This window comes from Leeuwenhoekiella sp. A16 (assembly GCF_047946675.1).
In the GTDB taxonomy this organism is placed as follows: Bacteria; Bacteroidota; Bacteroidia; order Flavobacteriales; family Flavobacteriaceae; genus Leeuwenhoekiella.
In genome coordinates this window covers 597759-616391 of sequence record NZ_CP172313.1, presented here as the reverse complement: position 1 = coordinate 616391, position 18633 = coordinate 597759, and the positions used below count along the sequence as shown (strand labels likewise).

18 protein-coding genes are annotated in these 18633 nt (G+C 33.5%); all 18 read left to right on the top strand.

What is annotated here, in order from left to right; genetic code table 11:
- Positions 1 to 11 precede the first annotated feature (11 nt).
- The 18 genes from ACH3O9_RS02590 (at position 12) to ACH3O9_RS02505 (ending at position 18631) form a co-directional block, all read left to right on the top strand.
- Positions 12 to 875, top strand: a complete 864-nt coding sequence (locus ACH3O9_RS02590) for an ABC transporter permease (protein WP_416444092.1) — start codon at positions 12 to 14, stop codon at positions 873 to 875.
- Positions 876 to 941: 66 nt separating this feature from the next.
- The gene (locus ACH3O9_RS02585; RefSeq protein WP_416444090.1) at positions 942 to 2231 is read left to right on the top strand and encodes an ABC transporter ATP-binding protein; all 1290 of its coding nucleotides are present in this window, start codon (positions 942 to 944) and stop codon (positions 2229 to 2231) included.
- A 39-nt stretch (positions 2232 to 2270) separates the two neighbouring features.
- Positions 2271 to 2978 carry a class I SAM-dependent methyltransferase gene (locus tag ACH3O9_RS02580; protein ID WP_416444088.1) on the top strand — a complete coding sequence of 236 codons (708 nt, stop codon included), beginning with the start codon at positions 2271 to 2273 and terminating at the stop codon, positions 2976 to 2978.
- Positions 2959 to 4068 carry a glycosyltransferase gene (locus ACH3O9_RS02575; protein WP_416444086.1) on the top strand — a complete coding sequence of 370 codons (1110 nt, stop codon included), beginning with the start codon at positions 2959 to 2961 and terminating at the stop codon, positions 4066 to 4068. Before ACH3O9_RS02580 ends, ACH3O9_RS02575 begins: the two co-directional genes overlap by 20 nt.
- Positions 4069 to 5016 carry a glycosyltransferase family 2 protein gene (locus tag ACH3O9_RS02570; protein WP_416444084.1) on the top strand — a complete coding sequence of 316 codons (948 nt, stop codon included), beginning with the start codon at positions 4069 to 4071 and terminating at the stop codon, positions 5014 to 5016.
- 20 nt (positions 5017 to 5036) lie between these two features.
- Positions 5037 to 5783, top strand: coding sequence for a methyltransferase domain-containing protein (locus ACH3O9_RS02565; RefSeq protein ID WP_416444082.1), 747 nt, complete (start codon positions 5037 to 5039; stop codon positions 5781 to 5783).
- Positions 5783 to 6577 carry a glycosyltransferase gene (locus tag ACH3O9_RS02560; RefSeq protein ID WP_416444080.1) on the top strand — a complete coding sequence of 265 codons (795 nt, stop codon included), beginning with the start codon at positions 5783 to 5785 and terminating at the stop codon, positions 6575 to 6577. Before ACH3O9_RS02565 ends, ACH3O9_RS02560 begins: the two co-directional genes overlap by 1 nt.
- Positions 6577 to 7716: a glycosyltransferase family 4 protein gene (locus ACH3O9_RS02555; protein WP_416444078.1), complete on the top strand. Its 1140-nt coding sequence runs from the start codon at positions 6577 to 6579 to the stop codon at positions 7714 to 7716. Before ACH3O9_RS02560 ends, ACH3O9_RS02555 begins: the two co-directional genes overlap by 1 nt.
- The gene (locus ACH3O9_RS02550; RefSeq protein WP_416444076.1) at positions 7716 to 8609 is read left to right on the top strand and encodes a beta-1,6-N-acetylglucosaminyltransferase; all 894 of its coding nucleotides are present in this window, start codon (positions 7716 to 7718) and stop codon (positions 8607 to 8609) included. Before ACH3O9_RS02555 ends, ACH3O9_RS02550 begins: the two co-directional genes overlap by 1 nt.
- Positions 8609 to 9619: a glycosyltransferase family 2 protein gene (locus tag ACH3O9_RS02545; RefSeq protein WP_416444074.1), complete on the top strand. Its 1011-nt coding sequence runs from the start codon at positions 8609 to 8611 to the stop codon at positions 9617 to 9619. Before ACH3O9_RS02550 ends, ACH3O9_RS02545 begins: the two co-directional genes overlap by 1 nt.
- Positions 9619 to 10509 carry a glycosyltransferase family 2 protein gene (locus ACH3O9_RS02540; protein ID WP_416444072.1) on the top strand — a complete coding sequence of 297 codons (891 nt, stop codon included), beginning with the start codon at positions 9619 to 9621 and terminating at the stop codon, positions 10507 to 10509. The genes ACH3O9_RS02545 and ACH3O9_RS02540 overlap by 1 nt, the downstream gene beginning before the upstream one ends.
- A gap of 4 nt (positions 10510 to 10513) precedes the next feature.
- A complete protein-coding gene (locus ACH3O9_RS02535; RefSeq protein WP_416444070.1) occupies positions 10514 to 11185 on the top strand; it encodes a cytidylyltransferase domain-containing protein in 672 nt (223 codons plus the stop codon).
- Between the two features lie 54 nt (positions 11186 to 11239).
- On the top strand, positions 11240 to 12283 hold the full coding sequence (locus ACH3O9_RS02530; RefSeq protein ID WP_416444068.1) for an N-acetylneuraminate synthase family protein: 1044 nt from the start codon (positions 11240 to 11242) through the stop codon (positions 12281 to 12283).
- A 36-nt stretch (positions 12284 to 12319) separates the two neighbouring features.
- Positions 12320 to 13444: a UDP-N-acetylglucosamine 2-epimerase gene (gene neuC, locus ACH3O9_RS02525; RefSeq protein WP_416444066.1), complete on the top strand. Its 1125-nt coding sequence runs from the start codon at positions 12320 to 12322 to the stop codon at positions 13442 to 13444.
- Between the two features lie 7 nt (positions 13445 to 13451).
- Positions 13452 to 14864 carry a hypothetical protein gene (locus ACH3O9_RS02520; RefSeq protein ID WP_416444064.1) on the top strand — a complete coding sequence of 471 codons (1413 nt, stop codon included), beginning with the start codon at positions 13452 to 13454 and terminating at the stop codon, positions 14862 to 14864.
- Entirely contained in the window at positions 14854 to 15957 is a 1104-nt protein-coding gene (locus ACH3O9_RS02515; RefSeq protein WP_416444062.1) for a glycosyltransferase family 4 protein, read from the top strand. The genes ACH3O9_RS02520 and ACH3O9_RS02515 overlap by 11 nt, the downstream gene beginning before the upstream one ends.
- On the top strand, positions 15948 to 17102 hold the full coding sequence (locus ACH3O9_RS02510) for a glycosyltransferase family 4 protein (protein ID WP_416444060.1): 1155 nt from the start codon (positions 15948 to 15950) through the stop codon (positions 17100 to 17102). The genes ACH3O9_RS02515 and ACH3O9_RS02510 overlap by 10 nt, the downstream gene beginning before the upstream one ends.
- Positions 17099 to 18631: a glycosyltransferase family 2 protein gene (locus ACH3O9_RS02505; protein ID WP_416444058.1), complete on the top strand. Its 1533-nt coding sequence runs from the start codon at positions 17099 to 17101 to the stop codon at positions 18629 to 18631. The genes ACH3O9_RS02510 and ACH3O9_RS02505 overlap by 4 nt, the downstream gene beginning before the upstream one ends.
- Positions 18632 to 18633: the final 2 nt, after the last annotated feature.

Here is an 18633-nt window from a genome sequence, read left to right as displayed (position 1 = left end):
TTATCAATTTAATGAAGGAAGATGATGATTGGCTTTATGAGATTAATTCAAAACAGCGTCTTATAGATATAGGACTTAGCGACATATTGCGCTATAAAGATTTACTCTTTCTATTTGTGCGTAGAGATATTGTGGCTACCTATAAGCAAACAATATTAGGGCCTATATGGTATTTATTAGAACCTTTATTTACCTCAATAATATTCACATTAATATTTAATAATATAGCATCTATAACTACCGGCGCTGTGCCACCATTTCTGTTTAACCTTGCAGGCGTAACACTATGGAATTATTTTAGAGAGTGTTTTACAGATTCTTCAAACACATTTACTACGAATTCAAATTTATTTTCTAAAGTTTATTTTCCCAGAGTTATCGTGCCACTTTCAAAGTCAATATCAAGCTTGTTTAAATTAGGTATACAACTATTCTTATTTGCACTCTTTTATGTTTATTACATTTTTAAAGGGGCAGCTTTAAGACCAGATATTATGATTTGGTTAATTCCTGTTTTAATTTTAATGATGGCAGTTTTAGGTTTGGGAATGGGAATGATTATTTCATCTCTAACCACAAAATACAGAGATTTTAAAATTCTTGTTTCGTTTGCTGTTTCCTTACTAATGTATATTTCAGCGGTTATGTATCCTTTGTCTGAAGTAAGGAATAATGCCTCACTAAAAGCTTATGCCTGGATTGTAGAATACAATCCTATAGCTATTGTTATAGAAAGTTTTAGATATATTACTTTAGGGGAGGGTATAATAAACTGGATAAGTATTTTATATTCTTTTATTGCTAGTATTACACTTTTTATAATGGGTGTTATATTTTTTAATAAAACCGGAAAATCTTTTATAGATACTGTTTAACTATAAAATTGTCGTGCAATTTTGAAAAATACGATCAAATAATTAAATAGTTATTGTCTTACAAAAATGAGTAATACCATCTTAAAGGCAGAGAATATTTCAAAGCAATACCGCCTAGGTGTGGTAAGTACAGGTGCGTTGAGCAATGATCTAAAGCGATGGTGGCATCTTGCCAGAGGTAAAGAAGATCCTTTCTTAAAAATTGGCGCGGTAAATGATCGAAGTTCGAAAGTCTCATCAGAATATGTCTGGGCACTAAAGGATATAAATTTTGAACTTAAGAGAGGTGAAGTACTTGGTATTATCGGGAAAAACGGAGCGGGCAAATCAACCTTATTGAAGATTCTATCCCGCGTCACTACTCCCACCTCGGGTTCTATAAAAACCAGAGGCAGAATAGCCAGTTTACTTGAAGTAGGAACAGGCTTTCATCCAGAACTTACCGGCAGAGAGAATATCTATTTGAATGGAGCTATTCTTGGAATGTCTAAAGCTGAGATAAATTCAAAATTTGATGAGATTGTAGATTTCTCGGGTTGTGAGATGTACATAGATACGCCTACCAAGCGTTATTCTAGCGGTATGACAGTAAGATTAGCTTTTGCAGTGGCAGCACATTTAGAGCCTGAAATTTTAGTTGTAGATGAGGTACTGGCGGTAGGTGATGCAGAATTTCAGCAGAAAGCAATAGGTAAGATGCAGGATATTTCAACAGGCGAAGGACGTACGGTATTATTTGTTAGTCATAATATGGCTAGTATAAAAAGCTTATGCAGTCGTGCCTTGTTAATAGAAAATGGCCGAGTTATAAGTGATGGAAAGGTTAATGACGTGATTCAGAAATATCTTAACAGAGAGAATTCATCAATAGGATCACAGATTTATTCATCTAATACGAATTCTAATGTAAATCATATATCAAAAGTAGAAATACTTACCAGTGAAGGTAATGGATTGCATCACATTAAAAAACCTATAAGGGTTGAATTTGAGATTGTATGTTATGATATTATACCTGACCCTGCCGTATCCTATCAAATTATTGATGAGAACAACAATCCTGTAATTCATGAACTTATTCTCAATAGTGAAATAAAATTTTGTGATAAAAGAGGAACCTTTAAGTTGATATCTATAATACCTAGCTTAAAACTATATCAAGGTAAGTACAGACTAAACGTTTATTTTACTGATAATTTCACTAAAAATAAAATTCATCTTTTAAAGGAAATATGTCTTTTCGAGGTTATTAACACCTTTAAGCGCACATATTACTGGCAAGATGGTACCGCAATTTATAAAGAAGATAATACGTCTTGGGAAATTGAATATCGTCCTATTAGTGATGAGCTTTGAGAAGTCATTTTTATAAATAAAATCCCACAATATATAGTAATGCTAGATGATCAGTTCATAAATATCAAGCTAACACGGCAGAACCTACACCTCTATGCTATTCGTACCTCAATTTTAAATGCTATAGATAAAAACCTGAAATTTTTAGAAGGCGATCTTTTAGATCTGGGTTGTGGTAAAATGCCTTATAAAGAATATATATTAAAAAATAGTAATGTTAAAAAATATATAGGTCTTGATATAAATACAGCACTAGACTATAGTGAGAGTATAAAGCCAGATTTGTACTGGGACGGAGTGACAATGCCTGTTCAAACTGCAACTTATGACTGCGCCATTGCAACCGAGGTTTTAGAGCATTGTAATAATCCTGATCAATTTATGGAAGAAACTTATAGAGTTCTAAAAGAAGATGGATATTTCTTTTTTACAGTCCCATTTATATGGAATCTTCATGAGGTGCCTTATGATGAATACAGGTATACTCCTTTTGCCCTTGAACGTATTATGAGGAATGCAGGTTTCTCTGATATTAAATTGTATGCGACAGGTGGATGGCACGCATCTCTGGCGCAAATGCTGGGTTTATGGGTTAAACGCTGTGGGTTAACTAAAAGTAAGGAGAGGGCGTTCAGCTTTATTTTGAAACCCTTTATAAAATTTCTTTTAAAAAAAGATAGAAAGGTCAAAGTTCTGTTTAAAGAAGGACAAATGATAACAGGAATTTATGGTATTGCAAAAAAGTAGAATAGCAATTATATCGCCACAAAAGGATGCATATTCTGAAACCTTTATCAAAAATCAGAAAAAACTTGATGCAGATGTCTTTTATTATTACGGAGGATTAATTCCCACATTTTTAGAAGGTTATGGCAGGTTAAATATTCAGTTTTCTTTTTTTTATAAGATTTTTATAAAATTGGGAATATTCAAAAAAAACATAAAGAATCTGGCATTGGCACAATCTCTGAAAAAAAACAGGATAGATGTTTTGCTGGCAAATTATGGACCTACCGGAGAGAATCTTGTTACAGTTAGCAAAATGACTAAAATTCCTCTCGTTGTACATTTTCACGGGTATGATGCCAGTATGTTTTCAGTTTTAGAAAAGTATAGCAATTATAAAAATTTATTTAAACACGCTTCAAAAGTCATTGTAGTTTCTAATTATATGGCTGAGACTCTTGAAAAATTAGGTTGCCCTAAAAGCAAACTAGAATATATTGTCTATGGACCATATAACGATTTTTTAACCATAGAGCCTACATATAGTAGTAAGAACTTTATAGGAATTGGACGGTTTGTCGATAAAAAAGCACCTTATTATTCAATTTTAGCATTCTCTAAAATCGCAGAACTGTACCCAGATTCTAAATTTATATTAGCTGGGGATGGTTTTCTTCTTAGTAGTTGTAAAAATCTGGTAACATATTTAGGTTTAAACGATCGGGTTCTTTTTCCCGGAATAATTTCACAAAAAGAATTTCAAGAATTTTTACAAAATTCACTCGCTTTAGTTCAACATTCTATTAAAGCAGAAAATGGTGATATGGAAGGTACACCCGTGGCCATTCTTGAAGCTAGTGCAGCCGGTATACCTGTTATCTCTACATACCATGCTGGAATTCCAGATGTCGTTATTGATAAAAAAACTGGATTATTAGGAGAAGAACATGATGTTCAGAAAATGGCAGACGCTATGAAGGTTTTGTTAGAAGATCAAAATCTAGCCAAAACCCTGGGGCAGGCAGGTAAAAGACATATCAAGAATAATTATACATTAACTAACTATTTAGAGGGCTTGCTTCAAGCCTTACAGTCTTCACACAACGTTTAAATGTCTAAACTTGTCTCCATAATAATACCCACATTTAATCGAGCTCAAATCATAGGGGAAACTCTTAATTCTATAAAATCACAAATTTATACAAACTGGGAGTGTATAATTGTAGACGATGGTAGTACAGATACTACAGAAGAAGTGGTTTTAAACTTCATTAAAACTGATAATAGGTTTAAATACCATAAGCGTCCTGATGATAGAGAAAAAGGAGCTAATGCCTGTAGAAATTTTGGATTTGAAATCAGTAAAGGCGATTATATAAACTGGTTTGATGATGATGATTTGATGCAACCTGATTTAATAAATGAGAAAATCATCATATTTAATCAATATGGGAAGATTGATTATGTAATTTGTGGTTTTACTAATTTTAATTCTGACGAAGAAGTTAAAAAGTACATTTTTAAAAGTGAAATGAATGTAAACTTTTTAAAAGACTTTTTTTTTGATAATATAATATTGCATACTTCCAACATACTTTGGAAGAAAAATTGTCTTGTTAATGTATTATGGGATGTTAACTTAAGTAAATATCAAGATCTGGACTATGTTTTTAGATCATTATTCAATAGAAATCTAATAGGATACAATATTGCTAAAAGTCTATTGCTGGTAAGGATTCATCAAAAGAGAATATCAAATAATAATAATAAACGTAATAGTTTTTCAAAACTTATTATTAGAAAAAAAATTTATTTAGAAGTTCGATCTCACGAAACAAATAAAAAATATATTAGAAGGTTATATCATCTTTATTTAATAGAACTTAGAAATATATTAAGTGCCAGAAACTATAGCTTATTTATTAAAGAGGTTATGAAATCAGGATTTATTGGTCTCAGGTTAAAATTATATTTAATAATGACTTTTCTGTCATATTCTATTACAGGAAAAGGTTTAGCATTTCAAACACGCATTATAAATAAATATTCTAAATACTAGGATAAAATAGAATCATCTTTTTGAAAGATAAATATATTCATCTTAACGAAGTTCACAATACGCGAGCTGCATGCGAAATAGTACCCTTTCTTTTAGATATTTTTGAAGTTAAATCTGTTATCGATATAGGATGCGGTACAGGCACTTGGCTTAAAATATTCAAAGAACATGGTGTAGAGCAAATTTTAGGGGTAGACGGTGACTATTTAGATAAATCGCAGTTAGAAGTCCCAAAATCGGTTTTTTATGCCAAAAACCTTGAAGAGCCTCTTTATATTAATATGAAATACGATATGGCACTTTCTTTAGAAGTAGCTGAACATCTAAGTCACCAAGTTGCTAATCAATTCGTAAATGATCTGTGCTCCCTGAGTGATATTATTGTCTTTTCGGCTGCAGTTCCGCATCAAGGAGGGCAAAATCATATTAATGAGCAATCAACATCTTATTGGATCGCAAAATTTGAAAAAAATGGATGTCAGCTTCATGATATTATAAGACCCAAATTTTGGATTAATAATAGCGTAGACTGGTGGTATAAACAGAACATACTCATTTTTACCAAAAACCAATTTTATGACGAAAAGCTAAAAGATTTTCCTAGTTTTCATGGGAAGGAATTAATACATCCTATCCTTTTTCAAAACAGAACTTATGAATCTGAGAATCGGTTTGCAGAAATAAAATCTATTAAAAGTGGCGGCAAGTCTTTAAAACTTTATATTAAATTCTTGCTGGAATATTTTAATAAACAAATTAAGAGATAATGTCTTTAAAAGTCTCCATAGTCATAGCCTGTTATAATATGGGTGAATATTTACAGGAAGCTCTTAATAGTATTGATAATAATTTACCATATCTGGAAACTATTATAGTGGATGATGGTTCTACAGATATAAGCACTATTGAGATTATTGATCAAATCTCTAAACAACCGAAGGTGTCGGTTATAAGGCAGGCTAATCTGGGATTGGCAAAGGCAAGAAATAATGGAGTTTTGGCTGCGCAAGGAGAATATATAATAATATTAGATGCAGACAATAAACTACGTCCTCATTTTCCTGAAATAGCTATAGACATACTAGATCAAAATTCCCAGACAGATGTTGTTCATGGTGATGCGGAGTTTTTTGGGAATAAAAATTCTGTTTGGAAAGGCAAACCTTTTGATATAAAGAAAATGGTGCTTAATAATTATATTGACGCCTGCGCTTGTATTAGAAAAACAGCTCTTTTAAAAGTAGGCGGTTATGATGAAAGTATGCCGGCTATGGGTTTTGAAGACTGGGATTTGTGGTTGAGATTAGTAGTGGCAGGATCTGGTTTTAAGTATGTAGATGATATTTTATTTGATTATCGCATAAGAAATAATTCAATGCTTAGTGATGCCTGGAAGAGGAGGCAAGAACTTGTAGATTATATTTTTTCAAAAGATGAATTAAATCATTTGTATCATTTAAGAAATTGCCTGATAGAAAATAATCGCTTAAAGTCAGAACCTACGTTTAAGTACATTCTAGATACACTGATGAGAAAAGTAAAACGTAGGTTCAGATTTTGATGAAAAAGACAAAGAAAATATTATTTTTTTCAGAGAACAGAAATTGGGGGGGCAGTGAATTATTGTGGTCTAGAGCTGCTATTGAACTTATTAATATAGGGCATACAGTGCAAGTAGTTACCTATTCGCAGATGCAACTGCCAACTAGTTTAGAGCAAGTATTTAATACTAAAAAGGGAAATCTCATTAAGATAAGAGAGGCTAAAATTCCAAAATATAAAAGAATTATAAATAGATTTTTACCCTATAAGTTGAGATTATTATCTAAGAATAGAAAAGAGGAAATCATTTTGCAAATTCAGCCTGACCTTTTAGTTATAAATCAGGGTTTAAATTTTAATGGAGTTAATACCATGCTATTTGCAAGGAATAATAATATAATATATGCTACTATTTCTCAAGCTGTAAGGGAGTCTCTCTGGCCAGACCAGGATTTAAGGCAAAAAATGCAACTTGGCTATAACAAAAGTGCGCTGAACTTTTTCGTAAGTGAAGACAACTATAAAACCACAGAAACTCAACTAGCTTATTCTTTACCTAACGCGAAGGTTGTACGTAATCCTTTCAATGTAGATTACAATTCTAAATTAAACTTTCCTTCAGGCGAAAATTATAAGTTAGCCTGCGTTGGCAGATATGATTTCAGTGCAAAAGGACAGGATATTTTAGTTAGAACCTTTGCCTTGCAAAAATGGAAAGAAAGGAACCTGCAACTTACATTTTATGGAGAAGGTGTGGATATTGAGAATTTAAAAGAACTTATACTCCTGCATAAGTTGAAAAATGTAAAAGTTAGTCCTTACACATCAACATCTAAAATCTGGGAAGAAAATCATGCCTTAATACTGTCTTCAAGGTATGAAGGTTTGCCTCTGGTAATTGTAGAAGCTATGTTAAGTAAAAGGTTTGCTATTGCTACAGATGTTAGCGGGAATGCAGAGTTATTTGAAGATAATGTTACAGGATTTGTTGCCGCTGCTCCAAGAGTGAAATATGTTGATGATGCACTAGAGCGAGCATGGCTTAGGAGAAATGAGTGGCAAACAATAGGGGTTCTAGCCGGAAAAGCAATAAGACAGGAAATCCCTCAAAATCCCGCTCGGGAATTTGCGAATGAACTAATTAAGCTAACCCCTTAATGCATTATAAAATTTACTTCATTCTTGCCCATAAAAAACCATATCAAGTTCAGGAATTAATTGACCTGCTCGATGATGAAAAATCCATGTTTTTTATACATATTGAAAAAAAAGTAGACATCACCTCTTTTAAAAAAATATGTAATGAGAATGTGCTTTTCCTTGAAAAAAGGTTTAAATGTGGCTGGGGAAGTTTTAATCTTGTAAAAGCTACATTATCAGGATTTGAAGAAATCAGTGCGTATATGAAGAGAAAAGAGCCATCTTCAACTTACCATATTCTACTCCTTTCTGGTGAAGATTTACCTTTAAAATCGAATAACGATATCAGTGTTTTTTTAGAAAAAAATATAACAAAATCATTTATAAAATACTGGAAATTACCTTATGAGGGGTGGTATAAAGGAGGATTGTTTAGATTAGAAAACGTGTACTATTTTAATTATCTTAAGTATCCTACTTTAAATTATAAGATTAATAGATTAATTAAAAAATTGGGAATAAAAAGCCTAAAACCTGCAGAAAAGCTTAAAAAATCGCAACCCCATCTCCATTTTTACGGTGGTACTCAATGGATGATTATATCTCAAGACCTCACTGATTTTATTGTACAAATCTCAACAAAAAACATCAAATTTCTAAATAATTTTAAATATTCCCTAGCTCCTGATGAGATTTACTTTCAGACTTTGGTTAATAATTTTGTACATAATTTAGAAATTGAAAATACAGCTACTCATTTAGTTAAATTTAATTCTCATAAACCGCATCCGGAATATTTAACAGTTAAAGATTTACAAGAAGCCAATCTAGATGAGTTTATTTTCGCTAGAAAATTTGACCAGAATGAAAATGCAGACACGATCAAATTTATCTTAAACAGTATTCTATAATGAAGAAGCTCGCAGTTTTAATGCCAACTTACAATGCAGCAGCTTATTTAAATGAGAGTATAGATTCTGTGTTGAATCAAACGTATAGAAATTTTGATCTTTATATTCTCGATGATAATTCTCAAGACAAATCTGAAAATATAATCAAAAGAAATAAAGATCCAAGAATAATATATAGAAAGAATAGTGAAAATTTGGGTATTTCAAAAACATTGAATTTAGGTCTTGATGAAGTATTAGATAAATATGAATTTATAGCCAGAATGGATGCCGACGACTGGTGCTATCCAGAACGATTAAAAAAACAAATAACCTTTTTAAATCATAATACAGAAGTGGTTATGTGTGGTACTCAAGGTTATCATACTAAAGATATTAAGACCACCCCAAACATGACTTGGAAATATCCGGTTTCATATGGCAATATAAAGTACTCTTTATTATTTACAGCCAGTTTTAATCATCAATCTGTCATGATGAGGTCAAAATTTTTATTAGATAATCATCTACATTATGATGAGAGTATTGAGTCTTGTGAAGATTGGGCATTATGGATCCGCATTGTAAAACTTGGTAAAGTCGTAAATATTGATGAAATATTAATGAAAATAAGGATACTAGAAAATAGTAACCATCGCAATCCTAAACACAGAGAATTACATTTAAGAGAGCGTTCTCAAATAATTTCTGATTACTATAAAACTTTCAATATAAATTTGTCTGCAACTGATATTTATAATATTTATTATAGGGAAGAACCTGTAACACAAGAGAAGTTTTTAGTTGACTTAAATAAAATTATAACAGCCTTTAATACTTTGGAAAAAAGCGAATTAAAGGAATTGGAATCTCAAATTCAACATTCTTTAAAATACCGTTTTGCTCGTGAGATTTTGGCATTTTGGAAAAGATCAGGCGTATCTAAAGTTTCCCCTAAAATCTGGCTAAAAGTGCTTAAAAACGTTCATTTTACTTCAAAAACCAGATTAATTAAAAATTTAATAAGCTAGTGCGGGCCTCGATATTAATTGTTTCTTATAACCGTGCAGGTGCTTTAGACACAACTTTAAACAGAATACTCTCATTAATAAATTCTGAAGTTGATGAAATTTTAATATTTCTCAATGGTGCAGATTCCTCTTATGACTGTATCAAAGCTAAATATCCTGCTGTTAAATTGTTTCAATCTTCTGAAAACATAGGGGCGTCTCCTGCAAGGAAGCTGCTTTATAAAGAAGCAAAGGGAGATTATATTTTTGGCTTTGACGATGATTCTCATCCTCTTAATTCAGATTTTATCACAAAGGCTCAACAAATATTTAATAAGAATCTGCAGGTAGCTGCTATCGCTTTTGAAGAAATTAAAGGTATTTTTACTAGTGATGATGAGGCGCTGCAATTACACATGGCAGGTGATGAATATTATTGTAATTCATTTGTAGGATGTGGATTTGCAATTAGAAAAAAAGCATATTTTCAAACTGATGGATTTCCCGATTGGATGGATATATATGGTGAAGAAGGATGTGTGTCTATTCAATTGATCGAAATGAACTTATCTATCTTATATACCTCAGCGATTGCTGTTAATCATAGAGTAGACAGAGGGAATAGAAAAGCTTCTGGTAGCAATACCTTTAGATTTGAAAAACAATTATGTAATGGGGCGCTTTATTATTTGGTCTTCTACCCTTCAACGCGAATTCCGAAAAAGCTGTTAAGATTGTTTTGGCATAATTTCACTAAATATGCAATTACAGATTATAAATTCTTTATTGCTTTTTTTAAAGGGGTATTTGTTTTTATTAGAAAAATGCCCCAGGCATTAAAGAGTAGAAAGCCTGTATCAAGAGGCACATTAGAAAAAATTAAAAGCCTTCCTTTACCTAAGTTTGGTTAACAGTATGAAAACCGATTTTAATTATCTAACTATAATCCCAGCCAGAGCAGGATCTCAACGCTTACCAGGTAAGAATATGCGATTACTGGGAGAAATTCCTTTGATAGGTCATAGTATTGCTGTCGCGAAAGCTAATAGTTTAAGAAATATAGTCGTAACTACAAATGATGCCAAGGTAAGCAACTATGCTAGGGAAGAAGGAGTAGGGGTGATTGATAGGCCAGATTATTTAGCCGGAGATCTAGAACCCACAATTACAGCGTTGAAGCATTCTTTAGAACAGCAAAAACAAAAATATGATGCTGTGATTTTATTACAGCCTACAAATCCGCTAAGACCAAAAAATCTTTTGCAGGAAGCCCTACATGAATTTGAAAAAGCAGACTACGACAGTCTGATGACGGTTAGTAAATCTGATAAAAAATTAGGTCGAATAGTAAATAATTCTTTTATTCCCTTTAATTATGAGATTGGACAAAGGAGTCAGGATTTAGAGCCGGTGTATTATGAAAACGGACTTTTGTATATTATTAAAGCCGAAGTCATAAAAGAAGGAAAAATATTAGGAGAGAAGAATTGTCCTTTTATTGTAGACCATCCATTTGCCGAAATTGACATTGACACTTTAACCGATTTTAAAAAGGCTGAGGTATATTTAAAAGCCGACTTTGAATAAATAGCATACCTGTGTGCTGGGCTTTTTTTATATTGCTATGTCTAAAATCTAAAAATGAATCCCCATATTGAAATAGCAGGTCGTAAAATTGGTATTGATTTCCCACCCTTGGTGATTGCAGAGATTGGCATCAATCATGAAGGCTCTCTTAGCGTTGCAAAAAAAATGGTCGATGCTGCTTATAGAGCAGGAGCAGAAGTTGTCAAGCACCAAACGCATATTGTGGAAGATGAGATGAGCGGGGCGGCAAAAAAAGTTATTCCCGGGAATGCAGATATATCAATCTATGATATTATGGCTCGCTGTGCTCTAAATGAAAATGATGAGCTGCTATTAAAAGAATATGTTGAAGAAAAAGGGATGATCTTTATTTCTACTCCTTTTTCAAGAGCTGCAGCAAATAGGCTTCACTCCATGAATGTTGCTGCGTATAAAATAGGTTCAGGAGAATGTAATAATTATCCGCTTTTGAAGCACATTGCTGCATTTGGTAAGCCTGTTATTCTAAGTACCGGAATGAATACAATTGAAAGCGTTGCAAAAGCAGTAAAAATTTTTAAGGAAGAAAATACACCATTAGCTCTTTTGCACACCACAAATTTATATCCTACACCAGCACATTTAGTTAGATTAGGTGCGATGTCTCAACTTCATGAAGCTTTCCCTAATCATCCTTTTGGTCTCTCAGATCATACCTTGAGTAATCACGCTTGTTTAGGTGCTGTAGCTTTAGGTGCTTCTATATTAGAACGTCATTTTACAGATTACAAATCACGGACGGGGCCAGATATTGTCTGCTCTATGGATGAGCAGGAATGTGCAGATCTTATTGCAGGAAGTAAATTAATCTGGCAAATGCGTGGTGGAATTAAAGAACCTGCGAAAGAAGAACAAGTCACGATAGATTTTGCTTTTGCTACAGTTTGTACCATAAAATCAATTTTAAAAGGAGAAGTTTTTACAGCAAAAAACCTTTGGGTAAAACGCCCCGGAACCGGTGAAATTCTTGCTAAAGATTATGAAGATCTGCTTGGTAAAAAGGCGGCACGTGATATTCCTGATGATTACCAACTTAATTATAGCGATATTCAGGACTGATATATTTTCTAAAAAATTATCTTGTACCCCAGGGATATGAAGAAGAAGATTGTTTTTTTAAGTGGAACTCGAGCAGATTTCGGTAAATTGAAATCCTTGATCCATGCGGTACATGATTCTTCAGCGTTTGAATATGCCATATTTGCTACAGGTATGCACTTATTAGAAGCATACGGACTTACTGTAATAGAGATCGAAAAATGTGGATTTAATAATATCCACAGATATTCAAATCATACTTCAGAAACCACGATGGATCTCACTCTCGCCAGAACCATAGATGGTTTTTCACATTTCATAAAACAAGAAAAACCAGATTTAATAATTGTGCATGGTGATCGTCCTGAAGCATTGGCAGGAGCAATTGTAGGTTCACTCAATAATATTTTAGTTGGACATATTGAAGGAGGGGAAATATCAGGAACGGTAGATGAGCTCATTCGGCACTCGGTAACTAAATTAAGTCATATTCATTTCGTTTCTAATGAAACGGCAGCTAATCGTCTGGTGCAAATGGGTGAACTTGAGCAGTCTGTTTTTACCATTGGTTCACCCGATTTAGACATACTTTTCTCCGATTTTTTACCTGATCTTAAAAAGGCCAAAACGCATTATGAAATACCTTTTGAAAAATATGCAATCCTGCTTTTTCATCCGGTTACAACAGAGGCAGAATTTATAAAACGGTATGCAGAGGCTTTGGCAACGGCTCTACTTGAAGACAACACCAATTATGTTGTTATATATCCTAATAATGATTTAGGTTCGGCTTCTATTTTAGATTCATACAATAATTTTAAAGGGAATGAGAGGTTTAAAATATTTCCATCTTTAAGATTTGAATATTTTATCACGCTTTTAAAACATGCGCAATTTTTAATAGGTAATAGTAGTGCAGGTATTCATGAAGCGCCATATTTAGGAATTCCCACTATAAATATTGGCAGAAGACAGGAAAACCGAGATATAAATAATGAAGAGATAATTCATACTTCAAATACCAAAAATGATATTCTTGAGGGGGTTTTTAGGGCTAAAAAGCTGAAAATGGAACCAAAAAAGCCGATTTTAAACGGGAAAGCTGCAGATAAATTTCTATCGGTTTTAAACTCAGAAAAGCTTTGGCAGCTCGATCATCAGAAGCAATTTAGAGATTTATAGAAAGTTGATGCAAAGTACAAAAGAAGGAAAATTAGGTTTGGTAATTACAGATGGTGTAGGCTATCGCAATTTTGTATTGAGCACTTTTTTAGATGAAGCTTGTCATAAATTTGAACATATCTATATCTTTTCGGGTCTTCCAAAAACAGCTTATCCTAATCTTGATGAATCTCTATTTACAATTATTGAACTTCCCGTTTTTAAGGAGAATAAGCTCAATTGGTTTTGGCGAAAGCTAAAAGAAGTTGCCCATTTGCAGCAACACAAAGCTAATTCCGGTATTGCAGATAATTTAAAAATGAATTCCAAAAAAGGATTTTCAGCCAATGCGATTTTGACTAAAATTATTTACGCCATAAGTTCTGTCTTTCATTCTGAAAAAAATATTCTTTTTTATGAAAAGCTACAGGAGATTAGTTTTTCTGGGAATTCTGTGGTTAAGGTTTACGGCGACTTATTAAAACAGAATAAGCCTGATGTTTTATTCTTTACCCATCAGCGCCCACCATTCATTGCGACTTTAGTGTATTGGGCAAAGCAATACAAAATACCTACTGCAGCCTTTATATTTTCATGGGATAATCTCGCTTCAAAAGGCCGAATGGCTTCCGCTTTTGACCATTATTTGGTTTGGAGTAAACTGATGCAGGATGAATTGTTGCGTTTTTATACGCAAACCACTAAACAGCAAATTTCAATAGTGGGAACACCACAATTTGAACCGTACGTTAACTCTGAATATGATAAAAGTGAAGACTGGTTTTATAATGAATTTCGCTTAAAGCGAAATCTAAAAACCATTTGTTACAGCTGTGCAGATAAGTCAATAGGCCCTAATGATCCATTGGTAATTGAGACTATAGCAAAGGCGATACGGGAAAATATGTTGAATGATTGTCAGTTGCTGGTTAGAACTTCGCCGGCGGAAGATGAAAGTAGATTTGCCTTTTTAAAAGAAAGCTATCCCGAGATCAAATGGAATCACCCTAAATGGTTGCAAACCCGCCTTGACCATCCAGAACCCTGGTCACAACGCATCCCCAGAAAAGAAGATCTGGCAGAGTTAAAGGCAATTCTGGCATATTGCGATATTAATGTGAATATGTGTTCTACAATGAGTCTTGATTTTATGCTTTTCAAAAAACCGGTTGTAAATACAGTTTTTGGAAATGAAAATAACGGACTTTATAATGATCAACGGTTTTTAAATTATGAACATTATAAAAATGTGATTGACAGTGGCGCGGTGAAAATCGCAACGAATGAAAATGAACTGATTACATTTTTAAATCTTTATTTGCAAAATCCTACTACTGACGAATTAAATAGAAAACAGCTAATAGCACAGGAAATAGGGCAGCCTTTAAATAAGACGACTGCATTATGCGTCGAAGCATTAAAACAGATTAGTGACTACTAGAAAGCATCATATCGCCATAGTTTGCAACTACGCTCTAAAACCAGATCGTATAGGTGGTATGGACCGATTTTTTAAAGCTTATGATGCTGCGGTAAAAGAAAAAGGATATGATGTAACATGGTTTTTTAGCGATTATAAACCGTTTGATTTTTATAAAGATTTAACCATTTTTTCAGCAGGAGGAACCGAAAATGTTGAGATTTACTTTTTAGATCATTTAAAAAAAAATCAACAGATGTACAATATATTAATCACGCATTTCACGTCGCTTTGCAGTTCTTTTTATAAAAATGTAAAAGCAGTTTCATCGATTAAAACGAGCATTGTTGTAGATCATAATCCAAGGCCACTTAATGGATTTCCTCTTAAGAAGCGAATTAAAAATCGCCTAAAAGGAATCGTTTACCATAAATATATTGACAGGTTTATAGGTGTTTCACAATATACGGTTAAAAATATAATCAAAGATTTAGGAAATCAGGTAGCTGCCAAAACCAGTCTGGTTTATAACGGGATTGATACCAAAGTATTTAATAAACGCCTCGGTTTAGATCAACAATCAGATTTGCTTTATCTTGTTGTAGTATCGCATTTGCGCTATTCTAAGGGAATACAAGATTTATTAGCTGCATTGGGTTTACTTTCTGAAGAAGACAAGAAACGGATAAAAGTTGATATTTATGGTGAAGGTCCCATGGAAGAACTCCTTAAAAAGCAGATGGAAGATGGGGCAATCGAGCAGATAGTTTCTTTTAAAGGCAGTTCTTCGGCAATTCCGGAAATACTTTGCAAGTATGATTGTCTCATTCAGCCAACTTATATGGAGTGTTTTAGTTTATCTATTCTTGAAAGTCTTTCAGCAAACGTTCCGGTAATTACCACTACAGTGGGCGGGAATCCAGAAATTATTCAAAACGATAAAAATGGTTTCCTATTTAAGGCAAAAGACATTCATGCTTTAAGCGAAATCCTAAAAGGTTTAATAAACGACGAAATCAAGATTAGCAAACCTGTTAATGAATTGATAGAGCAAAAGTATACATTAGAAAAAATGGTAGTAAATCATATGCAAATACTGGAGGGATGCATATAGGTTTTATAACTCCAGAATTTCCACATGAACGCTCTACTCATAGTGGAGGATTAGGTACGAGTATAAAAAATTTGGCGATCAGCTTGGTTCAAAACGGAGCTCAGGTAAGTGTTTTTATCTATGCGCAGAAAGAAAATCATCTATTAAAGTGGGAGGGAATTGATCTGTATTTCGTCAAAAACCAGCAGTATAAAATTTTAGGCTGGTACCTGCATCGCAAATTTTTACAGCGTTATATTAATAAACAGATTTTACTCAATAAAATAGATGTAATTGAAGCGCCTGATTGGACTGGTATCACGGCATTTATGAAATTTAAATGTCCGCTTGTCATTCGTTTCCACGGGAGTGATGCCTATTTTTGTAAATTGGAAGAGCGAAAGCAGAAAAAAAAGAATTTCTGGTTTGAAAAACTAGCGCTAGAAGGGGCAGATTATTTAGTGTCAGTTAGCAAATTTACAGCAGAAGTTACTCGAGATATATTTCAACTTAAAAAAGAGATTAGCGTTATTCCCAACAGTATAAATACATCACTTTTTAAACCGCTTTCCTCAAAGAGAAGTACAGAAGACTGCACTCTACTTTACTTCGGAACAATTATCAGAAAAAAAGGAGTGTTAGAAATTCCTGAAATTTTTAATCTTGTGTACAACGAGGATAATTCTATAAATCTTAGAGTAATCGGTAAAGATGTGATTGATATTAAGACCAAAAAATCAACCAAAAAATTAATGCGAGAAGGTTTTAATCCGGATGCGTTGCAAAATGTGTGTTTTATAGAAGAATTAATCTATGAGGATATTAAAGCTGAAATAGAGGCAGCTGCCATTATAATTTTACCCAGTTTTGCTGAAGCCTTGCCTATGACCTGGCTTGAAGCAATGGCAATGCAAAAAGCTTTGGTCACTTCAGATATTGGTTGGGCAAAAGAAATTATGGAAGATGGTGAAACCGGTTTTACAGAGAATCCTAAAAATCACCTTTTATATGCAGAAAAACTACTTAAATTGGCACGAAATCGGGATTTACGCGAGAAAATGGGGACTAATGCACGAAGTAAAATTTTAAATTCATTTTCCACGGAAGTGATTTCCAAAAGGAATATTGAATTCTATAAAACTGTAATCTCTCAAATTCAATCATGAAAGAATTTGTGACAGATGCTAATGAGATTTTGCTTTATTCCGGTGAGCCAGACCTTACGCTTTTGAATGATTTGGCCAAAGGCGCCGGCGATATATGGCACAGCGGTCCTGATCAGGGATATAAGAATGCTTTTCACGATATTATCTATCAAACAGCGACTTTCTGGTGGTATCTCAATGATTTTGATAATGTCAAAACGGCAATATCATGGCGAGTTAATCCGGATGCCTTTGTAATACGAAAATCAGTTTGGGAACATCTGGGTGGATTTGATACTACATTTTCTAACAGAGATATGAGTGCACTTGATCTGGGCTATAATTTACTTAGAAATTTAGGAGGAATACCTTTATACGTTTCCGGCCTATTTGCTTCTGAAAATAAGGAGGTCAAAATTGCGGCAGCAGATCGTTATCGATTTTACCTTAAACATTTTAAAAGACATCACAGTTTTTATATGATGTTTCGGAAAGGTCCATTAAAGCTTATTTCAGAATATAATGCATTCCGCAAAGCTGATAAAAGTTATACGAGAAATAGACTACAAACTATTCTTCCACCTCGCATTTTACACCAAGTACAAGGAAATCCTAAAGTTTCAGTTGTAATACCTACAATGAGCAGACAGGAATTTATGCTTAAACTTCTTGCAGATCTAAGTGCGCAAACTCACTCGCCTTATCAGGTAATTGTTGTTGATGCTACTCCGCCAGAAGAGAGAAATGAAGAACTATATAATAATTTAAATACTGCATATGAGTTAAAAATATTTTGCCAACAAACTTCGGGAAGCTGTAGAGCACGAAATGAAGCAATAAGTCACTGTGAGGGAGATTATATAATCTTTGGCGATGATGATATACGGGTGCCGCCAGATTTTGTGAAGAATCATTTGAGGATGTTGCAAACCTATAATGCAGATGCATGTAATGGTCTTGATATACGTGCCAAAAATCCTACTGATGATCTTAAAAAGCTGTCAGAATATTACAAAAATAGTTCTCCTGAATCACTAAAGGCCGGAGCAGCTCAAAATTTTAGCAATGCAAATTCCTGCGTTTCTACTGCCTGGGTGAAAAAAATAGGTGGGAACGATATTAATTATGATGGTGGCTATGGTGAGGACAGCGATTTTGGTCTTTCGCTTTTAAAGCACGGCGCCATGGTAGTGCAAAATCCTTTTTCTATGAACTTGCACCTTAAACCTCCTGCGGGTGGTTACCGCTGGTGGGGTGAGCAAAATAAAGCTATAGGCGTAGAAAGAAAAAAGCAGCCTTGGGAGTTAGATATTCCGGTCAAGGGTCTTGCCCCTAAACCAAGTCCCACTATTATGTATCATACCATGAAGTTTTACAGTGAGGATGAGGTGAAAGAATATAAATTGAAGTATTTATTTATTTACTTGTTTAAAAGTGATGAAGGTAAATTTATACACCGACTTTTAAATCTTCCAAAACGGCTTAAACAGTATAAAAAGTCAGTATTTTATGCTGAAAATCTGCTTAAATTAGGAGTGAGACATCAATAATC